Genomic DNA, 19495 nt, shown 5'->3' with positions numbered 1-19495 from the left:
CTCTTTCCGTTTATATTATCATCCAATAGCCTTATTATAGATTTTCCGGCCCAGAAAAACAACCTTTTGTTCCCTGTTTTCATTGCTTTGGCTCTTCATCCTGTCACTCGAGAAAAATGCCGCAAGTACCGGCAGCATTACCATAATGGGGAATAAATAACGTACCTGCACTACCGGCCCCAGCAACATGGTCCCAAAGTATAAAAACGGCAGTAAGCTCATCTGGAAACACCAGTATTTTCTTCGATACAGGCACAACACCATCAAAAAGAACAGGCTCCAGCTGTATAGAGATCCATGAAAAATAACGGAAAGCACCGGCCATTCATTAAAGCAGTTACCACTGACGATCTTTTCCAGCACTTTTTCCAGTGCCGGGAATTTCGACCGATGTTCAATACTGCCGTAGCCTTCGATTTCCGAGGAAGTATAGGTAAAGAGCACACCATACCTTGTGTCTGTGCCATAGCCCAGATTTTCCGCCCAGGAGAAATCATCCCAGAACCAGTATCCTCTGGTCAGTTCCAGAAAAGCATCCAGGAACTCGTTCGGATACCGTTTGCCCACTCGTAGCCAGTCTCTCAAAAACTGCCTGGAATTCTCCGTATATGCCGAAGCATTTACCGCGCCCTTGATGGTATCCGCCAGCGGCGCATAATAAGCATCCCAATGATCTCTCGGCACATATTTTTCCAGCAATGCCGCCAGCTCCGGATCCTGCGCCTCCAGTTCCTCTCCATGATAATATGCCACTCTGGCAAACTGCTGGATGGGAACGCTGTAAGCCTCGATCTTCGGAGCCTCCAGCCGGGTCCCTATGGCTGTCTGGATCACATTTCGCATTCCGGTCTCTCCCAGTACCAGACAAATCCCCAGAATCAGAATACCCAGTTTTTCCTTTTTCGGCCGCAGGATCAATAACAGCAGCATAAATACCGCCACCGCATATACTGCATTATTACGAAACTGCATCATCAGACAGCCCTCAGCCACCAGAAGAATGTTCATGAGGATTTTCTTTTTTCCGTTGCTGAAATAATTTCTCTCCAGAAAAAGTAAAAAGAACAACGTAAACAATATGGTAAACAAGGTATCCTTTGTGGTACACACCACTAAAACCGTGTTGTATGGGAAAAGCGCCAGAAATAGTGTTGTTACCACCACCGGCCATTTTTTAGCAGTCATCCGCCAGATCATGGACGTGGCATAACCCATGACCAGAGCATACAGCACCATCTGGAATACCGCCATACAGGCCATTCCCGCCTCGTAGGATCCGATGGCCGTTCCAATCTGTAAAAACAGCCGGATCAGCCATGTATGTGCAATGGGCTGCAAGGGATAAAACCATTCCAGGCCCTTATACGCTTCGTTGACCTGTCTGTGAAAATCGTAAGACATGATGATCGGGTAATAAGCCAGCCATACCGGAATCAGGCACAGGAAAATAACGACTGCCGTTGCTGCGAATACAATGTCGGTCTTCCAATATCTCCCCGACATCGTTGCTTCTCCTCTCGCAGAGAGTCGGTCTATCCCGTCAAGCAACAGATTTGCAAAAGGAAATGCGGCAACACTTAAGCACAGCGCACGGATCAGGATCATCCCTTTGCCCCGGACTCCGCAATCCGTCATTCCCAGATTCTGCAGCTGATATCCCATGACCATGGACAAGGCAAACAGGAAGCTGATCACTGCCACATAACAGATTCTGCGCTTCCTGTCCCTTTTCTCCTCTATTTTCCGGAGATTTTGCTCCGTCTGCTGCAACATAGAATAGATTCCCACAGCCAGCAGCACATTCAGAACACTGTAATAGATCCGGTTCACCGGCTGTAAGCTGAACAGATATGCCACCCCGTAGACACCGCACAGAGTCAGAACCGCTCTACCCGAAGTTCCTTTGTATTTCATCCATTTATCCTTTGCAATAGTCAATCGTAAGATGCCTCCATACATTTATTTCCATTTCTTCCACTATATTGAAATTTACACTTTCTGTCAATCATTGTAAGTTCTTTTCTATTTGATATATTGTATATATTTAACAAATATAGTAATGATTCCTATTATTATATTTATAATTTTTGCGCATTTCTTTTTTTTATAAAAAGAGATATACTATATACAGAAACAAGGAAATGTTTCCACAAACTCATAAACCAACAGAAAGGATGATAGATTATGGCAAAATTATATACGATCACTTTAAATGGCGTTACAGAGGAAACTTACAATCAGGCTACCGATTATATTCAGAAAAACGCACTGCGTCTGAACTACCGGCCGGTTGCTTCCACCATTGATGCGGAATTTCCAGATGACATCGATCCCGCGAAAGCTCCGGAGCTTACCGACGCAGTGATCCGCGAGGTGCATCAGACTCTGTAATTTTTTTGATTTTTACTTTTGTAAAATAGCAAAGCAAAAAAAGTCCGTCGATGCTTTAACGCTCCGACGGACTTTTTTTGCTTTATTCATACTCCGGTTGTCCTATAAATTCCATAAGTTCTTTTGTATCTCTCACTCCTCTTGCCTTATGCTTGTCTATCAGAAACTGATTTCCCTCCGGAGACAACTTGCCATTCGTCTCAACAAAATTTAAATATCTTTCATCAGGATTAACCCCTATGCTTCCGATTTGCACTCTAATATCACGACTTCCGTCATATGCCAGTTTATCAATCGTTTTGTTTCTGATCAGATAATTAACTTTATCTATACGATTGTTCTGTGCCAATCTGCGTGCTAATTCAGCAATTCCAGACTCATTCGTCTCTCCTTTGGTATGGGAAGGCAACACACAAATACTCACATTTTCACATATTTCATCATCTAATTGTTGAAAGAAATAGGATATGTTCCACTAAACATGTATTTTCAGGTATTCATCATATAAGATATCCATGTGCAGCCAGTCATAGTGGTTCCGCATATAGTAACAATGCCCCCGGTATCTGCCACTTATTCTGAATCCTGCCTTCTCGTAACACTTAATGGCAGGGGTGTTCGTTTCCAGTACATCCAGATGGACACTATACACTCCCAGCGCCATAAAGCAGTACCGCAAGAGTATCTGCACGACTTCGGTTCCAATGCCTTTTCCACGCACCGACTTTTCTCCGATGTTAATGGATAACCAGGCTGACATATCCTCAGTTCGATGGTCAATATGACAATATCCAATCAATGTGTCTGTCTCTTTCAGGACAATTCCCATCCGCATGACAGAATGGTCTCTTACCCAACCGGGCATCCGGGTGATGTCCACCACAGAATGCGCATGCTCTATAAAGACACAGGTGGTTTCATCCGACATCCACTTCGCGTATAAGCCGACTGCCTCCTCATCATCCCTCAGTACGGATAAAAAAATTTGATTTCCATCTAATCTGCATATATTTTTACTCATCATGCCACCTTACATCTGCTCTGTGTGTTGCGAAGTCCTTGATGTTATTTGAATTATAACATAGAACTTCCTTTTTGGGCACTATATTCTTCGAACATCCGCCGCTTACGCAAAGCCCAAAGTCTCCGCAGACAATCACATAGTCCTGTTCGCCTTCACAATCTCATTCAGGCGTACCGGTCCGTATCCATATAACATGCAGCCCACATTATAAGCGTTCTCCCCCTGATTCATATATTCCCATGTTTCATCCCTCTTATCGTGAATATGACCATAAAAGTGCAAGTGACCTCTGTAAGAGCCATTCCATTCCGACATCGGATAATGGTACAGACCCAAGAACCAGATGCTTATGTCCCTTTAGTTGACTCAGATACCATTCCGCACTTTTTTCGTTTCTATAGCAGAAATCCCCCAAAATATACACATTGTCATCATGATTTACTCTTTGATTCCATAAGGATATCATTGCCTCATCCATGACTTCCACATTTTTAAAGGGGCGATGGTCAAAGTCAATTACTCGCCCTGCATCTTGGGCATAAAGGGATACCCGCAGGGTGTTTTCTTAATTTTGCCCTGCTTTCTGGGCATAGAAGTATGCCGCAGGCAAGGGCGGAAAAAAGGAACTGCCGCATAGACAGCCCGAAAAACATGGATTCCGTGTAATTGCGGATTTCTTTATTTATCTTTACTTCCAATCCATAAACACCTCCTTTTTAGCACAAAAAAATTGCCATCTTTGGAAAAATGACGATTCTTCAAGTTTTACTCCGTTTACTTCCAACTCATTCTTGCGTTATATACATTGTTTACAGCTTCAATATAGCATATGAAAGAGGGATGGTCGTGGTCGTTCTGCCGCAGGTATCTGTTTTTGATATTCAAATACTGCGTTCTGACAAGCTGCCATTTTCCCCTTTTCTTAATATACTTAGCCTTTTTCTGTATTCCTGCGGAATGAGGGGCTTTGTTCCAATAGTATTCATCCCGATAAGTGAACCCTGTTTTTTTGTGAATAAGTCTGTAAAAATCTTCCTCTGTATCTCTGCATACAATGCAGACATCCATTGAAAACTCAGTAGGATTTCCTCTAACAAAATGAATTTCCCCCGTAGTCAGAGAAGATGTTGAATCCTCACAATCTCCTAAATCACGCTCGTTTAACGCCTTATTAAAGGATTTCCTCGCACATTCTTTTAGATTTATGCGATCCTCAAAATCTTCACATCTTACAATCTCAAGGTTGTAATCCAAATCTATCGACAACGAAGCATTTTGTACCCCGTCCTTAAATATATATACACGTTTCATCCGCTTTCTCCCTTACAAGCCCATCATTTCACGCACGACACGGTCTGCCATCTTGACCGCACCGACAAGGACGAGCATATTGAATACCAGTTCCCCGATATAGCTCCACACCATCGTGACCGTAGCCGCATCGGGATTGACCACGGGCGGGGAAGCCGCAAACACCGAAAAGATAATGCAGGCAAGCACGATGATTGCACCCTCAAGGCACACGGCACAATAACTCTTGATAAAGCTCCTGCCGACATTCTGGCTCGGCTCTCCCGCAAAGAAGAAAGAGGGACGGGAGCGATTGCGGTATAAAGGTACAGCTTGAAAAACCTGCCGTACACCGACATTATCATAATGAACGACAGCACTGTGATGAACAGCCCGCCGATGAGCGTCACCGCCCATAGGGGAATGCTTTCAAAAAAGCCGCAGTCCTCCACGGCTGTCACAATCTCCGTCGGCAACACCGTCTTTTTGCGATTTGACATAGATGCGTCCTCCTTTCGCATAGTTTTAGCCACTTTGTCAAGGTGGCTATGTAAACAAGTACAAGAGAACGCAAAAAACCGCCTACTCTTAAAATCAATAAGAATAAGCGGCTTTGTAATTTGCCTTAGACATATTCAATTTTCATTCTCTTGGTCGGTGCATTTATGACCTTAAAAATAAGCTCGTCAACAAAATCCGTATCTTTTCCTGACTTAATATCCTTCATCATCTGATTAAATGAAACTCTTCCTTCCCATAATATGAATACCGAATTTTAATCCAAGTTCATGTACATAAGAAGCAGGTGTGTAAATCCGCTTCCGTCTGCTGATGACGGAAATCTGCCGGGACTGGGCTGAAAACATGCCCAGTCAATCTTTCCACCTTCACACATCATAAAGAATCCGGTGCCATTATCCAATACTTCAATACCCTTTTGTACATAGTCAGATAATGCCCATTCTCCATCTGCACGATCCATATCATAATCCATAGCGTCGGAATCTGCCAGATGCTCATCCATCAGAATAACCCTTCCATCTTCAGCCGTAACCGCTTCTGCATCAGCCTGTGTATAGGTAACCTTGTATCCTGCTTCCGGTCCGTCCAGTACTGCTCCTCCACGGTCTTCATAGCTATTGCTCGGAAGTACCTTGACATAATCTTCATCTGCTATTGCTCCAAGATAGTCAGATGCTGCCTGAAACTGGGGATAGCTCATACCATCACCAATAAACAGAAAACATATTTCGGTGCTTTTGCTGTTTCTTCTTGCGTCTGCGTTTCTGCAGATACTTCTGTTACGATTGTTTCCTGCTCTGTTGCTGCTGTACTTTCTGTCTGTGCCGGTGACGGTGACTCAGAAGAAGTCTGGTCTGCTGCAGGTGCTCCGGAGCATGCTGCCATAGACATTGCCATTACAACAGCAAGCATACCCTTCATCATACTCTTAATTCTCATAATCGTTTTTCCTCTCTGAAACATGTTTTGTTTTTCCTCTGCTTCACTATACAATACCGTTGTAAAAACCAATGTCCAAAGTAGGAAAAATTGAGTAAATTCCGACACTTATTTTATGCAGTTCTATCTTTATGAGATTTCATCAACATCATAATACTTAAAATCCCGGAAGCAGGCACTTCCTCCTGTTTCCTCTGCCGCATAGCAGAACAGACCAAACCGGCAACCAGTAAAATGATCCAGTTTGAAGTACAGCTTATGCACGGTTCCGATGGGTAGCCAGTCTCCCTTATTTACCCGGTAATAGCAGCGTGCTTCATCCTTCATGTTACAGAAATCTGCTTCAAGACGAAAATCCATCTGGTGTGATTCAACAACAGTTCCTTCCGTCATATCCAATATACCATCTTCTTTTTTATCCAGCATAAGGACTTCATATTTTCCATGATGTTTTGTAATGCCAACTGCAACATAACAGCTCTGCAACGCACACAAACCTGCGACATCGCCCTCTTTCAATGCAGAAGCATCAACAGTAACCTCAGCTGCGCAGGACGGATAACTCATCCTTTGCGTAAGCGTATTTACTGCCTGTGTAAGCTCTGTACAAACTTCCCGTGTTGTAATTGTATAGGTTCCCTGCAATGCATCCAGATGATAGTACCGTGGATCTGGATCATGATTAAACTGCCAACGCGGAAGCAGCCCATTACAGAAATCATCACTTCCCACTAATGGCTGATAAATATATCCTGGTCTGGTACTGTGAACCTCTATTTCTTCCGGCACATGTCCGTTCTGTCCAAAAAACGGAAAATGATCCTTCCAGGTAACCGGAAGCAGAATAGGAATCCGTCCAACTGCTCCGGAATCCTGAAACAGCATTGCATACCACTTTCCATCCGGCGTATCCACTATTCCTCCCTGTGCCACGCCCTGTCCACAATATCCACGATCATCACAAAGTACATCTCCACCCGTGAATTCTCCTTCCAGAGAATCACTGTAAAAGCATGCTTCCGTCCGCATCCAGCGGTCTCTCAGGGAATGAATCAGAAAAATATAATAATAGCCGTTTATTTTTTGAATATGAGAACCCTCATAGCCTAGCTCCGGGTTCTTATGATCACTGACTAAAAGACGATGTAATCCGTCCTTCTTTGGTGCAGTCAAATCTTCATTCAATTCTGTAATCCAGATTTCATCATTTCCATATACAATATAGTTTCTGCCATCCTCATCAAATAATAAAGAGCCGTCATGATAAAAGCCTTCTATCAGCTGCTTTTTCCATGGACCATCTATTTTTTCCGAAGTATACAAATAAGTCTTACGGGTATCATTTGCCACAAAGCAGATACAAAATCGGCCTTCATGATAGCGCAGGGAAGCTGCCCACATGCCCTGTCCGTAAATATTCTGACCGCTTTTCAGTTGCTGCGCATCCGTATGATCCAACGTCTCATAGACATAAGTCACATGCTCCCAGTGCACCAGATCAAAAGACTGCAGAATCTCACAGCCCGGCATAAAGTGCATGGTTGTGGATACCATATAATAGGTGTCTTCTACGCGGATCACGTCCGGATCTGGATAATCCAATCTTGTTATAGGATTTACATTCATTGTTTATTCCTTTCTGTTTTATCTCCATATTCTTTCTTTGTTCTATTCTATTTTTACTATTTTATCTTTGTTTCTTATCCGTCTGCCTTTTCAACTCTTCTCTGCCCCATTTCACTATTGCTAATATCACAATCTCACAGTAAAATATAATAATCGAAAACGATCCTGCACCATGTTATTCATCAGAAATTTCCGGTTTGCACAGATTTACCGGGAATAAACAGAAGGAGACCAGCATGAAGGAAAACCGCAAACTATTAAAAGAAGTGCTTAAAGAAATTCGCCATGATATGACCAATGAGGAGGTTCTGAATCTGCTTGCCGTCAAAGCCTTTGATCCATTCCCTTTTATCCTGCTTAATCTCGTGCTGTCCTGTGTAGCTGCGATTCAGGCACCTCTTATCATGATGAGTCAGAACCGGCAAGAAGAAAAAGATCGCCAACGTGCTGAAAATGACTATAAGGTTAATCTCAAAACTGAGATCATGATTGAAGATCTCTATACATTAACAGTAGTATGCTTTTTAGTTGTACGTAAAATGATATGCCCTAGCACCATGACTCTTTAATGACACACTAAGGCTCTTTGGCTCTTCCACGTGCTCTCCGCTCCAAAGCTCCGTTCCATTTACTCCATCATAAATCTCCAGATCGGCAAGCGGTATGGATATGTCACTGTCTTTATCACCCAGATTAAATACCGCGACATAATATCCACCCTTTGTATCTGCTGCAATCCACAATGCATGCTCTATACCATCGATTTCACGTCTCCACACCTGATGCGAATGCCGTGCATTTGCATGCATGGCAAGTATTTCAGAATTGGTTACCAGATTCATAGTGAATTCGTCAAACCCTGTCAGCTCTCCTCCCAGCATCAAAGGAGAACGCATGATACTCCAGAGTGTCAGCATGGTGATCTGCTCATCCTGTGTGAAATTCGTCCAGTTATTCACATCATATACCTGCCGTATCGGTCCGACCGGAAGCATATCGGCATCCGGCCAGTGCCCTGCACCTGCATGGGTGCACCATTTTTCTGCTCTTGAAAACATATCATATAACAGTTCCCACTTATCCCAGAAATCATCGGTGATTCTCCACATATTGGAAATCTGCTTATAAAGCTCTGCCTTTTCTAAAAGAGCAGGTCCCGGCGACAGACTTAAAACCATGGGTCTTCCGCAACCATGCAATGCTTTGCTCAGCATAATCAGTTCGGATTCCTCATGTGGCAGTTCCCGTGCAATATCATCACATTTAATAAAATCCACACCCCAGGAAGCATATAATTCAAAAATACTGTTATAGTATTCCCGTGCCCCGTCTTTCTCAGGATCTACACCATACATATCCGTATTCCAGGCACAGATACTGTTTGTTTTGGCAATTTCCCGGGCATGTCTGTCACTGTTCATGATTTTTGTGTTCTGATGTACAGCCTGTCGTGGAATCCCTCTCATAATATGAATGCCGAACTTCAATCCAAGAGAATGGACATATTCTGCCAATGGTCCAAAGCCCGCACCGTTTGCTGCGGAAGGAAAACGATTTACTGCGGGAAGCAGTCTTCCATACTCATCCATTACTACATCCGCAAAAGGATGATACTCATTGGTTGCAGCATAAGGCTCATACCATTGGATATCCACCACAATATATTCCCAACCGTACTCCTTCAGATGCTCAGCCATAAATTCAGCGTTCCGTCGTACGATATCTTCTGTAACAGCCGCTCCATAACAATCCCAGCTGTTCCACCCCATAGGTGCTGTTTTCATCTTCATCTGTTTTATACCCTCTCGATATCCTGTTAATTCTGTCCGTAATATGCATCTGCACCATGCTTACGGAAATAATGCTTATCCTGTAATTCCTGCGGAGCAGGTGCTACCTGCGGATGAATCAGCTCGGTTCGATATGGGAATAACTCATATCTTCAAAGTTAATGGAAATAAACTGCATCGGACTGACACCGGACTCTGTAAGCTCCTGTTTAATCAGCTCCAGCATGACCGACTTTCCGCAGCGGCGGATACCGGTCATAACCTTGATCAGCTCCGTTCCACTTCGGTCCGCGCTGAGCAAAGGTCCACCGGACCTTTAGCGCCCTTGGAAAGCAAGACAACCGTCTCGACATTTGCGGTCCAGGGGAACTGGTCCACGGCCACGGCCTTGTCCACGCAGTAACCGTTCTCCAGAAACACTTCCAGATCCCGCACAAGGCTGGTGGGTTTGCAGGAGATGTAGACAATATGATCCACGCCGTAAGCAATGATCTTCGGCAGTGCCTTGGGGTGGATGCCGTCTCTGGGGGGATCCAGGATGATCATATCCGGCTTCTCTTCCACTTCGTCCAGAACCTTCAGTACATCTCCGGCGATGAATTCGCAGTTATCCAGTCCGTTGGCAGCGGCATTTTTCTTTGCTGCCTCTACGGCTTCCTCCACGATTTCCACGCCGATAACCTTTCCGGCCGCCGGTGCCATGAGCTGTGCGATGGTACCGGTGCCGCTGTAGAGGTCGAACACAGTCTTGTCACTGCCGCCCAGGTCGCCCACATAATCTCTTGCCGTCTGGTACAGTACCTCCGCACTGTAAGAGTTGGTCTGGAAAAAGGAGAATGTGGAGATCTTGAATTTCAACCCCAGCAGTTCCTCATAAAAATACTCCTGTCCGTATAACAGCTCCGTACGATCACTCTGCACCACATCTGCAATGGAATCATTAGTAATATGTAAGATTCCTGCGAATTTTCCGGCTAGCTTCCTATCCTGTTCCAGGGAAAGCAACAGATCCTTAAATCCTGTGATCAGCGCATCCACATCCAAGCTTCCTTCCACCGCCGTCTCTCCCTGCCAGGGATCCTGTGAGGTCGTCACCAGTGCCACCAGAATCTCTCCGGTGCGGGATGCCTTACGTACCAGCAGGTGACGTAAGTACCCCTCATGGCTCATTCTGTGGAAAAAGCTTACCTTCGCCCGGGCAAAGTAATCTCTCACTGTCTGTAAGATCAGGCGGTAATCCGCATCCACGATCTCACAGTCCGCTACGGTCACTATATCGTAGAAGCTGCCTCTCTTATGCATGCCCAGCGCCAGCGGTCCGTCCTTGTACTCGTCTCCGAAGGAAAATTCCATCTTATTACGGTATTCATAAGCCTTCGGGCTGCCCTTGATGCCCTCAAAAGCCCAGGCTTCCTCCTGCTTGTTTAACACACTGTCCAGCAGGCGTTTTACCTGTTCCTCCTTGACTTTCAGCTGTTCTTCATAGGGAAGAGACAGATAGGTACATCCGCCGCATAACCCAAAAAGGGAACACGTCCGTCCGGTTTCCAGAGGTGACTTCTCCGTCACCTCTAAAAGCCTTCCTTCCGCCTTCCCTTTGCGTACTTTATTCACTGAGAACTTGACTTTCTGTCCGGGCAGGCCGTTCTTGACTACAGCAGTCTCATCTCCCACACAGACGATCCCTTTGTTGGGAAAATCAACCCTTACAACAGATCCTTCATATACCTGTCCTTTTTTCATGGGTTAGTTCTCTCCTTCATCCTCGAAGAAGTCGTCATCCTCTTCCACGTCATCTGCTTCGTCTTCGAAATCATCCTCGAAGTCTTCCAGATAATCCTGTGCGAAGAAGAAACGATATACGGCATAAGCTACGGCTGCAACAGCTGCTACGGCGCCGATGATGGCCAGTACCCATAACAGGATATTGCGTTCCTTCTTCTCTTCTACTTCCTTGCCCAACAGCTTGTTAAGCTTCTTCAGTTCGCTGACTTTCAGCTCATTTAATTTGTCAAGATCTACCAGATTTTCAATTCTGTTCATATTATTTACCTGCCTTTCCTGCATCTATTCGTATTTATGGATACAAAGCATTTTGTTTTCATTCCTTTATATGATACCATATTTTCATCAAAAATACTATAGAAAAACCATATTTGAGGAAATACATTTCTTATTCTTATAATTTCCTACAACTGCTTTAGTTTTGCAAAAGACGCATACATGATCTTCTGTCCCGCTTGGTCAAACGCTACGGTGACTTTATAGTCTCTGGGTTCTCTCACGATATTTAGTACCGTGCCCTCGCCGTATTTGATATGGCGCACTCTGTCACCTACCTCGTAGTCCAGTTTCTCCGGTGCCTTGAACTCCGTGCCCTTCTGCAGTCCGGCCAGCTGGTTCAGTCCGCTGATGCCCTTGGAAATATAAGGTTTATCCGCCTTTGCCGTAACACGGGGTTTTAAGGTCGCCTTGGGTCTTGGATCAAAGCCGGTATTACCGAAGCCGCCAAAACCACTGTCCGAGCCGGATCCAGACCGGGGAGATGCAATCGCCTCCAGTCCCATGGCACGAAGAGCTGCTTCATTGGCTCTTCTCGCCTGAAAATCTTCCAGATCATCGTCCCGGTATCTTCTGCTGGGCGGCAGGGTATTATCCAATAATTCCTTCGGAATCTCCCTCACAAAACGGCTCACCGGATTGTACTGGGTCTCCCCACGCAGCATTCTGCTCTTTGCACAGGTCAGCGTCAGATCCTCCTTGGCTCTGGTGATTCCCACATAAGCCAGTCTTCTCTCTTCCTCGATCTCCAACGGGTCATCGGAAGCAATGGTCATAAAGCTGGGGAATAATCCATCTTCCATGCCGGCGAGATACACCACCGGGAATTCCAGGCCTTTGGCACTGTGCAGCGTCATGAGCAGCACCCGGTTGTCACCGTTCTCCACATTGTCAATGTCTGCCACCAGCATGATTTCTTCCAGAAATTCCGACAGAGAAGGCTCGTCGTGAGTCTCCTCATATGCGGCCGCCTTGGTGATCAATTCATCTACGTTCCCCAGACGATCCTCAGCGGATTCCTCATCCTGATCCCGCAGATATTCTGCATAATCGATCCGTTCCAGCAGAGATTTGATCAGATCCGGCAATGTATACGAAGATAATCCGCTGCGAAGTACCTCGATCAGATTCACAAATCCACGGATCTTGGGCTCCGCTCTTCCCAGTCCCTTGATCTGATCTGCTTCACACAATGCATCAAATAAAGTAATATCCTTCATCTGTGCATAGTCTGCTACCTTTTCCAAGGATGCCGCACCGATGCTTCTTTTCGGCACATTAATAATTCTGCGCAGAGCCACTTCATCCCTGCCGTTATCAATAGTTTTCAGATATGCCAGAATATCGCGGATCTCCTGTCTGGCATAGAAGTTCACTCCACCTACCACATGATAAGGAATGCCCTCCACTACCATACGTTCTTCCAGAAGTCGCGACTGGGCATTGGTACGGTACAGCACCGCACAGTCCGCATAGGCAATGCCGTCATTTTTCACCTTGTCGGCAATATCGTCCGCAATGTATTCCGCCTCTTCATAGGCATTGTCAAACTGCCTGAAATGTACCCGGCTGCCTGCTCCTTTTTCCGTCCAGAGGGCTTTTTCCTTACGACCTCTGTTGTTGCGGATTACCGCGTTGGCCGCATCCAGGATGTTCTGGGTGGATCGGTAGTTCTGTTCCAGCTTAATCACCTTTGCATCGGGATATACCTTCTCGTAGTCCAGAATATTACGGATATTGGCACCGCGGAATTTGTAGATGGACTGGTCATCATCACCTACCACACACAGATTGCGATAACCGTCCGCCAACAGACGGATCAGTTCGAACTGCGCTGTATTGGTATCCTGGTACTCATCCACCATGATATATTTGAAACGTTCCTGATAATTATAAAGTACTTCCGGGCAGCTTTTGAACAGTTCCACAGTCTTTACAATAATATCATCAAAATCCAGTGCATTACTCTTTTTCAAGGTCTCCTGATACTCTCTGTAGACCTTGGCGATCACGGATTTCTTGTAATCTCCCACGGATTTTACTTCAAATTCCCGCACATCCACCAGCTCGTCCTTGGCGGAGGAAATTTCCGATAACAGCGTCCGCTCTTTGTACATCTTCGTGTCGATGTTCAGGCGCTTGCAGATCTGCTTTATCACAGATTTCTGGTCATCCGTATCATAAATGGTAAAATTCGTATCATAGCCCAACCGGTCAATATGTCTTCTGAGGATCCTCATGCAAGTGGCATGGAATGTCGCTACCCATACCTGATCCGCACCGAAACCTGCGATCTGATCCACACGCTCCCGCATCTCCTGGGCTGCTTTGTTGGTAAAAGTGATGGCCAGAATGTTCCATGGATTTACTCCCATCTCATCGATCAGATAAGCCACTCTGTGGGTCAGGACACGGGTCTTGCCGCTTCCTGCGCCCGCCAACAGAAGGAGCGGTCCTTCCGTATGAAGCACCGCTTCTTTTTGTTCTTTATTTAAGGTATCATAAATACTCATGAATTATGCATTATCCCTTTCATTAAATTCCTGCAAAAACTTTCGGAAATCATCGATTGGCATAGGCTTTGCATAAAAATAGCCCTGTACGATGTCACAGTCCGCCAGACGCAGCATGTCTAACTGTTCCTTCGTCTCCACCCCCTCTGCCAATACCTTGAAGCCGAGATGCTTCAACATTTTAGTCAGATATTTGATAATTGTCAATGCCGTTTCTTCCCGTTCGCTGTTCATGGTGTCATCCAGGAACTGCTTGTCCAGCTTCACCGTATCCACCGCTACCTTGGACAACAGATTCAGGGATGAATAACCGCTGCCGAAATCATCTACTGAAATCTCTACCCCTTTATCCCGGAGAGTCTCCAGATTGTTGGTCAGTTTATTTAGATCCGACATGAAAACAGATTCCGTCACTTCCACTTCCAAAAGTTCACTGGGTACTTTGTAGTCTTTCAGGCGTTTTAAAATATTCGGTACGAAGTCTGTATATTCATTATGCCTTCTGGAAAAGTTCACCGAGATCGGCACCACTTCTTCTCTCTGCACCAAAGCATCCTGCAAATATTCCAGTACCTGATCCAGAATGGCAAAATCCACCTTGGTCACAAATCCGTTTCTCTCAAAGACATCAATAAATCTCCCCGGCATTACCATAGAACCGTCAGCCCGGATCCATCTGACCAGTGCTTCAGCACCCACTACTTTTCCGGTGTGCAAAGAAACTTTCGGCTGCAGATACGCCCGAAATTCCTTATTATTATATGCAGCTACCATACCAGATACGATCTCTCTGGTATTCTCCAGATTCTTACGGATCTTCTCTGTATAGATTTCCACCGCACTGTCTACCTTCTGGGTCTTGCACTGTTTTCTGGCCTCATTGGCATTATCCATCATGGAGGACACCGACCAGTCATTCTCCAGGATTTCATACATTCCCGTGGCAATGACCAGATTGCACTGGTCGTAGCGGCTGTTGGTCTTCTGCACAAAAGTATTGGTGAATTCCAGATATTTGTCTCTGGCCTTCTCCACCGTATCTTCCTTCAGCACTCCCACGAAATGATCCGAAGTTACACGACAGAACAGTACGCCGTTCTGGCACTTTTCCTGCAAGGCTATCGCAAAATCATGCAGGATCCTATCTCCCACTTCATAACCGTACATTTCGTTCACATACTGGAAATTTGAAAAATCAGATGACACAAAAAACAATCCTGATTTCCCGTGGGCAGCCATATAGGCCTCCAGCTTATCCACAAACTTGTTATATATCGGCAGTCCGGTCAGAGCATCATAATTCAGTTTCCGGTTCAGCTCACGCTGATCCTTCTCCGCATTCTTCAGCGTGCGCAGTCGGTTAAAAATCTGGTGAGAAATTCTGCACAGTGCATTTTTCTCCTCCTGCCAGCTTCTGTCTGTGTGGCGATTTGAGAAAATAACGCTGGCCTTTAATCCCTTAGCGGCCGTGGACATTACAATCATCACGGACTCCGCCTCTTCCTTGTAGACATCCGGAGTCTCTGACTGCCGGTAGATCACAGCACCGGATTCATCGGCCTTTTTCCGGATCCTGTCCCATTCGAACACGCCGGGATTCAGGATTCTTCTGGCAAAATCTTTCTTCTCTTCACGATTCCATTGATAACGGATCGCAGGTCCAGCCTCGTTGACTTCCACACAGATCATGTCATCAATTCCAAAAAAGCTACAGGTCCGCTCACAGATCACCTTTAGTGCGCTGGTCAGATTCGGCACATTTTCCAACAGATCCATGCAAAATAATACCAAATCTTCCGCACTCTCAAACTGTGCCTCTTTATGGGCAATCTCGTCCTCCTTGTTCTCTTCACTGTCCAGATAACTCTTGCCGGGCAATGCCACACCTTCCTTGACATCCAGCAGGTAATAAGCACCCTTTCCTTTGCTCTTTACCTGATACAGGGCTGCATCTGCCCACTGGAACAACAGATTGTAATCCGTCACCGTGCCGTCTGTCACCGCCGCGCCCAGGCTACAGGAAATGTGCAGCCCTGTCTTGTCATCATCATAACGGTCAGACATGCAGCGGTTCAGCTGTTTTAATTTCTCCTCCAGCTGTTCTCTGTCCATGCCCTCCACATAGAAGACAAATTCATCCCCACCGATCCGGCCTTTTAACGCCTCGGGGAAAATATTACTGAGTTCATCCGCAAAGGAACACAATACCGCATCCCCAAACAGATGGCCGTTGGTGTCGTTGATCTTCTTAAAGCTGTCCACATCCTGTACGACCAGATACCCAGTCTGCCCGCGTTTCAGGCTCTGTAGCCTGGCACCGATCTGTTGTTTGATGGTAGAATTGTTCAGCAATCCGGTCAGGGAATCTTTCTGAGATTTTTCCCGCAGTTCCCACTCTTTTTTCTTCTGGTCATCAATGTCACAGACCTTTCCCAGAACCCGCTCCGGTTCTCCCTTTTCATCATAAAAAGTCTGTCCGATGACCTTCACCCACCGGGGCTTCCCCTGCGCATCGGTCTTGCAGAGTTCGATATAAATATCCGGCTTGCCACTGCGCAGTGCTTCTGCCAGCTGTTGTTCTACCGTTTCTGTCCGGTTCCCGGCTTCTTTGAGCAGCTGATCTGTATACCCCTCCGTGATCTGCCGGGAATACAGAATTCCCTCTCCCGGACCGGCATAATACATCTTGTCATTTACAATATCATATTCGAAAATCAGATCTCCGGACATACGGATCACAGCCATCAGCTTTTCCCTCTCCCGGTGCAGTTCTCTGGTGGTCTCATCCAGCTGTCTGTCCACATCCCCTGTCTGTTTTTCCTGCAATGCAACCTCTTTTTTCAATCCCATACATTTTTCTTCCATGCAGACCCTCTTTTGCTTTCTCTATACCTCTTCCACCCGGCTGAAATTCCAGACACGGAGATTGTATTCCACGATCGGCGTGTCACAGTAAATACATTTCTTGGCTCCCAGTCCCGGAAGCGGTGCTCCACAGTTCGGACAGTTCAGTCCCAGACCGGCATCCTCCTGATTCTCGATCATATCCTGATCCTGGATATAGACCAGTTCCACGTTATACTTGGCCTGTTCTTTATGCTCTTCACTGCCTCTTATTACTTTTCCGTTCTCTTTTAATGCATGAAAATACTCCACTGCCGTCTGCAGGACAATACTCTGTCTTCCCCTCTGCTTCCGGTACTGGTGGATCTCCGTTCTGTGAATATGGATATTTTCAAAGCTCTCCTTCTGGGACTGGTTCTGTAGCATTTCCAGCCGCAGTCTGAGCTGTTCTTTCAATTCTCTGGTTCCCTCCGACAACAGGGCCGGATTCTGTTTCGTAATACTCTGCAGATAGGAGGTCAGCACATTCTCCGCTCTGCTCTTCATCTCATCATAATGAAATTCCGGGAAATCCCGCATAATGGACGGCATGTACAGGTTGGTTGCGGAAGAGACCGACTTCGGTGTCATTTCCACTTCCTTTTCTCTCTGTTTCATTCCCTCGATCATGGAGTCCGTTCCGAATAACATCCGGGAGGTATCCCGCAGTTTTTTCCTGATGTTGCAATAGGCATAATAAATGATTCCTGCAAGCACCAGAAGTAATACCAATATGACGATAATTGCAATCAGATTTCCGCTCATTTATGTTTCTCTCTGTTTTTCATTCTGTTGTAATGTTTGTATAGCATAAGTTCAGGAACGCAGGTGCCAAAGTTGCACCACATAGCTGAACTGTTAACAGTTCAGCGCGCCATTCGCAAAGCCGCACTGTTACAGCAAAGTACAGCAAACGCCTAAAGGCATCCGCTGTACTGCTGTTTTGTAGAAATATTCTGCTGAGTATGTATTATACTCTGTCGTTCTCGTCAAAAGGATCACCGCACTCCGGGCAGAACTTGGGAGGATGTGCAGGATCTTCCGGCTCCCAGCCACACTTGTCGCATTTATAGATCGGTGCGCCGTCCGGCTTCTTTGCTCCGCATTCGGAACAGAACTTGCCCTGGTTTACTGCACCACAGCTGCAGGTCCAACCTGCATCGGAGGGTTTAGGTGCGCCACACTCGGAACAGAATTTGCCCCGGTTATCCGCAGCACCGCAGCTACAGGTCCAGCCTAGTACCGGTGCCTGCATCTTAGGAGCCTGCCCCTGCACAGGTGCTGCCTGTGCCTGCTGCATACCCATACCATTCTGCTGTGCATCCATCTGGTACAGTTGGCCGGCATTAATACCACCTACCATATTCGCCATGTTCATACCGGCAAATGCCATCATAGGTCCTGTGGAAGTATTGGATGCTGCCATCTTCATAGCTTCGGCCTGTGCAGCAGTCATGGTAGCTGCAGCCATTCCGGTATTGCGCAGTACTGCGGTTCTCTGCAGATCAGCAATAGTCTTCGCATCCTCATCGGGAATCTTTGCAGAGTTGATATTGATAGTAACGATCTCGATACCGCGAAGCTTGGTCCACAGATCGGAAAGTTCATCTTTTAAAGCCTCCGTCAGTTCCTCAGTGTGTGCGGGAATCTCACTGGGACGGACGCCTTTTGCGGAGATCTTGGCCAGTGCGGGCTGCAATGCAGTCAACAGTTCTGCCTTCATCTTCGCTACCAGTTCACTTCTGGTGTAGGACTCTGTTACGTTACCACATACATTCTTGTAGAATAACAGAGGATCTACCAGATGGAATGAATATTCACCGTTACAACGTAAAGAAGTATCCAGATCCAGTCCGATATTCTGATCGATCACACGGAAAGGAATGGGGCTTGCAGTACCAAAGAGATTGTTCATGATCTCCTTAATATTAAAAAAGTAGATTCTCTGATCCTTTGCCGCATTACCTCCGAAGGTAAAACGCTTCCCGATATTGGAAAATGTATTCTTAACGCTCTCACCAAGATTTCCGTAGAACAGGCTGGGCTCGGTGGAAGAATCATATACGAATTCACCTGCATCGGCACAGAACTCTACAATTCCGCCCTGATCCACGATGATCATACACTGTCCTTCGTTGACTGCCACGATAGAACCGTTGGAGATAATGTTCTCCACACCCTTGGTGTTACTGTTACGTCCATTGGTTACACGCTGCTGTCCTTTTACTACCAGCACATCATTGGAAAGGGAATCACAATAGAAATACTCTCTCCACTGGTCAGCCATCATGCTGCTGACTGCATCTTTCGCTGCTCTGATTAAACCCATTACCGCACCTCCGTTTTTATATGAAAAATCTGTTCTTTTTCACATCTCTTATATTTTAGCAAATTTTACACATTCCCTCAACTGCTTTTCGTAAAATATCGTCATTTTTCCTTTACAATGTGCCGTT

15 protein-coding genes and 4 pseudogenes are annotated in these 19495 nt (G+C 45.8%); 2 read left to right on the top strand and 17 right to left on the bottom strand.

Translation table 11 applies throughout. The features are described 5' to 3' along the window. Window positions 1-18 precede the first annotated feature (18 nt). A complete protein-coding gene (locus DWZ61_RS01370; protein ID WP_118537183.1) occupies window positions 19-1938 on the bottom strand; it encodes a DUF6020 family protein in 1920 nt (639 codons plus the stop codon). 246 nt (window positions 1939-2184) lie between these two features. On the opposite strand from DWZ61_RS01370, the gene DWZ61_RS01365 reads away from it, so the two are divergent. Further along, entirely contained in the window at window positions 2185-2391 is a 207-nt protein-coding gene (locus DWZ61_RS01365; protein WP_117464889.1) for a hypothetical protein, read from the top strand. Between the two features lie 82 nt (window positions 2392-2473). Here DWZ61_RS01365 and DWZ61_RS01360 read toward each other — a convergent pair whose 3' ends face one another. From DWZ61_RS01360 to DWZ61_RS01320, 8 genes and pseudogenes are all read right to left on the bottom strand, one after another. Continuing rightward, window positions 2474-2803: a hypothetical protein gene (locus DWZ61_RS01360; RefSeq protein WP_147354660.1), complete on the bottom strand. Its 330-nt coding sequence runs from the start codon at window positions 2801-2803 to the stop codon at window positions 2474-2476. Between the two features lie 63 nt (window positions 2804-2866). Continuing rightward, on the bottom strand, window positions 2867-3415 hold the full coding sequence (locus DWZ61_RS01355; protein WP_117464887.1) for a GNAT family protein: 549 nt from the start codon (window positions 3413-3415) through the stop codon (window positions 2867-2869). 590 nt (window positions 3416-4005) lie between these two features. After that, window positions 4006-4113 (bottom strand): annotated as a pseudogene (locus DWZ61_RS20035) (PrgI family protein); the annotation flags it as partial. A gap of 76 nt (window positions 4114-4189) precedes the next feature. Continuing rightward, window positions 4190-4726, bottom strand: a complete 537-nt coding sequence (locus tag DWZ61_RS01340; RefSeq protein WP_118503238.1) for a hypothetical protein — start codon at window positions 4724-4726, stop codon at window positions 4190-4192. Window positions 4727-4738: 12 nt separating this feature from the next. Continuing rightward, window positions 4739-5193 (bottom strand): annotated as a pseudogene (locus tag DWZ61_RS01335) (hypothetical protein); the annotation flags it as partial. 287 nt (window positions 5194-5480) lie between these two features. Continuing rightward, window positions 5481-5927 carry an alkaline phosphatase gene (locus tag DWZ61_RS20030; RefSeq protein ID WP_118503236.1) on the bottom strand — a complete coding sequence of 149 codons (447 nt, stop codon included), beginning with the start codon at window positions 5925-5927 and terminating at the stop codon, window positions 5481-5483. Next, window positions 5924-6166: a hypothetical protein gene (locus DWZ61_RS01325; protein WP_117922525.1), complete on the bottom strand. Its 243-nt coding sequence runs from the start codon at window positions 6164-6166 to the stop codon at window positions 5924-5926. The genes DWZ61_RS20030 and DWZ61_RS01325 overlap by 4 nt, the downstream gene beginning before the upstream one ends. 129 nt (window positions 6167-6295) lie before the next feature. Beyond that, window positions 6296-7792, bottom strand: a complete 1497-nt coding sequence (locus DWZ61_RS01320; RefSeq protein ID WP_118537182.1) for a glycoside hydrolase 43 family protein — start codon at window positions 7790-7792, stop codon at window positions 6296-6298. 188 nt (window positions 7793-7980) lie between these two features. Here DWZ61_RS01320 and DWZ61_RS01315 point away from each other — a divergent pair. Further along, window positions 7981-8295: pseudogene (locus tag DWZ61_RS01315) on the top strand (DUF1003 domain-containing protein); the annotation flags it as partial. 21 nt (window positions 8296-8316) lie between these two features. Here DWZ61_RS01315 and DWZ61_RS01310 read toward each other — a convergent pair. From DWZ61_RS01310 to DWZ61_RS01270, 8 genes and pseudogenes are all read right to left on the bottom strand, one after another. Next, window positions 8317-9582, bottom strand: a complete 1266-nt coding sequence (locus DWZ61_RS01310; RefSeq protein WP_055264003.1) for a glycoside hydrolase family 27 protein — start codon at window positions 9580-9582, stop codon at window positions 8317-8319. A 104-nt stretch (window positions 9583-9686) separates the two neighbouring features. Continuing rightward, a pseudogene (locus DWZ61_RS01300) lies at window positions 9687-9841 on the bottom strand (AAA family ATPase); the annotation flags it as partial. An 8-nt stretch (window positions 9842-9849) separates the two neighbouring features. Further along, window positions 9850-11325 carry a 23S rRNA (uracil(1939)-C(5))-methyltransferase RlmD gene (gene rlmD / locus DWZ61_RS01295; RefSeq protein ID WP_118537181.1) on the bottom strand — a complete coding sequence of 492 codons (1476 nt, stop codon included), beginning with the start codon at window positions 11323-11325 and terminating at the stop codon, window positions 9850-9852. Between the two features lie 3 nt (window positions 11326-11328). Then, the gene (locus DWZ61_RS01290; RefSeq protein ID WP_118502764.1) at window positions 11329-11625 is read right to left on the bottom strand and encodes a DUF4366 domain-containing protein; all 297 of its coding nucleotides are present in this window, start codon (window positions 11623-11625) and stop codon (window positions 11329-11331) included. 146 nt (window positions 11626-11771) lie between these two features. Beyond that, the gene (locus DWZ61_RS01285; protein WP_117464879.1) at window positions 11772-14156 is read right to left on the bottom strand and encodes a UvrD-helicase domain-containing protein; all 2385 of its coding nucleotides are present in this window, start codon (window positions 14154-14156) and stop codon (window positions 11772-11774) included. 3 nt (window positions 14157-14159) lie between these two features. Further along, window positions 14160-17021 carry an EAL domain-containing protein gene (locus DWZ61_RS01280; protein WP_118537180.1) on the bottom strand — a complete coding sequence of 954 codons (2862 nt, stop codon included), beginning with the start codon at window positions 17019-17021 and terminating at the stop codon, window positions 14160-14162. A gap of 21 nt (window positions 17022-17042) precedes the next feature. Continuing rightward, complete coding sequence (locus tag DWZ61_RS01275) at window positions 17043-17804, bottom strand: zinc ribbon domain-containing protein (protein WP_022313486.1); 762 nt, start codon at window positions 17802-17804, stop codon at window positions 17043-17045. 205 nt (window positions 17805-18009) lie between these two features. Then, window positions 18010-19368: an SPFH domain-containing protein gene (locus tag DWZ61_RS01270; RefSeq protein WP_022313487.1), complete on the bottom strand. Its 1359-nt coding sequence runs from the start codon at window positions 19366-19368 to the stop codon at window positions 18010-18012. Between the last annotated feature and the right edge of the window lie 127 nt (window positions 19369-19495).

This window comes from Clostridium sp. AF34-10BH (genome assembly GCF_003478095.1).
Lineage (GTDB): Bacteria > Bacillota > Clostridia > Lachnospirales > Lachnospiraceae > Acetatifactor > Acetatifactor acetigignens.
This window is presented reverse-complemented; position numbering and strand designations above follow the sequence as displayed.

Coding starts and splice junctions, on each gene's coding strand:
- DWZ61_RS01365 (WP_117464889.1), top strand. CDS start 2,185: ATGGCAAAATTATATACGATCACTTTAAATGGCGTTACAGAGGAAACT.
- DWZ61_RS01355 (WP_117464887.1), bottom strand. CDS start 3,415: ATGATGAGTAAAAATATATGCAGATTAGATGGAAATCAAATTTTTTTA.
- DWZ61_RS01340 (WP_118503238.1), bottom strand. CDS start 4,726: ATGAAACGTGTATATATATTTAAGGACGGGGTACAAAATGCTTCGTTG.
- DWZ61_RS20030 (WP_118503236.1), bottom strand. CDS start 5,927: ATGAGCTATCCCCAGTTTCAGGCAGCATCTGACTATCTTGGAGCAATA.
- DWZ61_RS01325 (WP_117922525.1), bottom strand. CDS start 6,166: ATGAGAATTAAGAGTATGATGAAGGGTATGCTTGCTGTTGTAATGGCA.
- DWZ61_RS01320 (WP_118537182.1), bottom strand. CDS start 7,792: ATGAATGTAAATCCTATAACAAGATTGGATTATCCAGATCCGGACGTG.
- DWZ61_RS01310 (WP_055264003.1), bottom strand. CDS start 9,582: ATGAAGATGAAAACAGCACCTATGGGGTGGAACAGCTGGGATTGTTAT.
- rlmD (WP_118537181.1), bottom strand. CDS start 11,325: ATGAAAAAAGGACAGGTATATGAAGGATCTGTTGTAAGGGTTGATTTT.
- DWZ61_RS01290 (WP_118502764.1), bottom strand. CDS start 11,625: ATGAACAGAATTGAAAATCTGGTAGATCTTGACAAATTAAATGAGCTG.
- DWZ61_RS01285 (WP_117464879.1), bottom strand. CDS start 14,156: ATGAGTATTTATGATACCTTAAATAAAGAACAAAAAGAAGCGGTGCTT.
- DWZ61_RS01280 (WP_118537180.1), bottom strand. CDS start 17,021: ATGGAAGAAAAATGTATGGGATTGAAAAAAGAGGTTGCATTGCAGGAA.
- DWZ61_RS01275 (WP_022313486.1), bottom strand. CDS start 17,804: ATGAGCGGAAATCTGATTGCAATTATCGTCATATTGGTATTACTTCTG.
- DWZ61_RS01270 (WP_022313487.1), bottom strand. CDS start 19,368: ATGGGTTTAATCAGAGCAGCGAAAGATGCAGTCAGCAGCATGATGGCT.